1 protein-coding gene and 1 pseudogene are annotated in these 1,812 nt (G+C 70.2%); both read left to right on the plus strand.

Annotated elements, in window-relative coordinates:
* Nucleotides 1-305 precede the first annotated feature (305 nt).
* A complete protein-coding gene (locus HUK84_RS16800) occupies nt 306-1,544 on the plus strand; it encodes an LL-diaminopimelate aminotransferase (protein ID WP_176641298.1) in 1,239 nt (412 codons plus the stop codon).
* An 85-nt stretch (nt 1,545-1,629) separates the two neighbouring features.
* A pseudogene (locus tag HUK84_RS16805) lies at nt 1,630-1,812 on the plus strand (hypothetical protein); the annotation flags it as partial.

Genomic DNA, 1,812 nt, shown 5'->3' on the forward strand with positions numbered 1-1,812 from the left:
AGGCTGGTCGCCGACGGCGTGCCCGCCGGCACGATCCGCCTGCGCGGCCATCCGTTCGGCGACGGCGCCCGCATCAGTTTCACGCAATAATCCTCAACCCGGCCGATCCATTCCGCAATAAACGATCTGCGGCCGCGCCTCGGCGCGGTTGCCTGCCGGGCGGCGGCGTCGTTATATCTGCGCATGGCCGGGGCACGTCCCCGCCAGTCGCGCCCGCGCCGCCCGAGCAGGCGGCGCGAGACGGCGTTTCAGACCTCAGATCCGGGAGCGAACCACGCGCCCGGACGGATATTCACGAGCCACCCATGACCGAAGAATTCCACCGCATCCGCCGCCTGCCGCCCTATGTCTTCGCCGAGGTCAACAAGGCCAAGGCCGCGGCGCGAGCCCGGGGCGAGGACATCATCGATCTGGGCATGGGCAATCCCGACACCCCCACCCCGCCCCATATCGTGCAGAAGCTGGTCGAAACCGTCGCCGACCCGCGCAGCCACCGCTATTCCGTCAGCCGCGGCATCCCCGGCCTGCGCCGCGCGCTCGCCGGCTATTACGCCCGCCGCTTCGACGTGCAACTGGACCCCGAGACCGAGGTGATCGCCACCCTGGGCTCCAAGGAGGGCCTGGCCAACCTCGCCGCCGCCATCACCAGCCCGGGCGACACCATCCTGGTGCCCAACCCCTCCTACCCGATCCACCAGTTCGGCTTCATCATCGCCGGCGCCTCGGTGCGCTCCGTCCCCGCCACGCCGGACGAGGACATGCTGCGCGCCCTCGACCGCGCCGTGCGCCATTCGGTGCCCAAGCCCACCGCGCTGATCGTCAATTTCCCCTCCAATCCCACCGCCTACGTCGCCGATCTCGATTTCTACCGCGAGCTGGTGGCCTTCGCCCGCCGGCACGAGATCTGGATCATGTCCGACCTCGCCTACGCCGAAATCTATTTCGGCGACCGGGTGCCGCCCTCGATTCTCCAGGTCCCGGGGGCCAAGGACATCGCCGTCGAATTCACCTCGCTGTCCAAGACCTATTCCATGGCCGGCTGGCGCATGGGCTTCGCGGCCGGCAATCCCCGCCTGATCACCGCGCTGACCCGCATCAAATCCTATCTCGACTACGGCGCCTTCACCCCCATCCAGGTCGCGGCCGTCGCCGCCCTCAGCGGCCCGCAGGATTGCGTCGACGACATCCGCACCCTCTATCGCGAACGGCGCGACGTGCTGATCCGCGGCCTGCACGCCGCGGGCTGGGACGTCCCCTCGCCCGAGGGCTCGATGTTCGCCTGGGCCCCTCTCCCCCCGCAATTCCGCGCGATGGGCAGCGTCGATTTCTCCAAGCTGCTGCTCCGCGAAGCCGGCGTCGCCGTCGCCCCCGGCCTGGGCTTCGGCGAATATGGCGATGATTTCGTGCGCATCGGCCTGGTGGAGAACACCCAGCGCCTGCGCCAGGCCACGCGGGCGATCCGCCAGTTCATGACCCGCCACGGAGTAAACGTCCCGCCCCCCCGCCCCGAGGCGCGCCAGCCGGCTCCCACGCCGGCGCATTAGGCCCAATCCGCGCGCCGCCAGGCGGCGCCGGATCACATTTTCGGGCGCGGCCCCGCCGCGCCCCTCGACAAAGACAGGACGACAGGTGAACCAGAAGACCATGAGCGCGGACGGCAAAGGCGGACAGGCGGGAGGGGACATCACGCCGCTCAGGATCGGCGTCGCGGGGCTGGGCACCGTCGGCGCCGGCCTGGTCAAGCTGCTGCGCGCCAACGAATCGATCGTGGCCGACCGCGCCGGCCGGCCGATCGTCGTCACCGCCGTCGCC

Origin of the sequence: Nguyenibacter vanlangensis, from assembly GCF_013376155.1 — a bacterium.
GTDB classification, from domain to species: Bacteria; Pseudomonadota; Alphaproteobacteria; order Acetobacterales; family Acetobacteraceae; genus Gluconacetobacter; species Gluconacetobacter vanlangensis.

Coding starts and splice junctions, on each gene's coding strand:
- HUK84_RS16800 (WP_176641298.1), top strand. CDS start 306: ATGACCGAAGAATTCCACCGCATCCGCCGCCTGCCGCCCTATGTCTTC.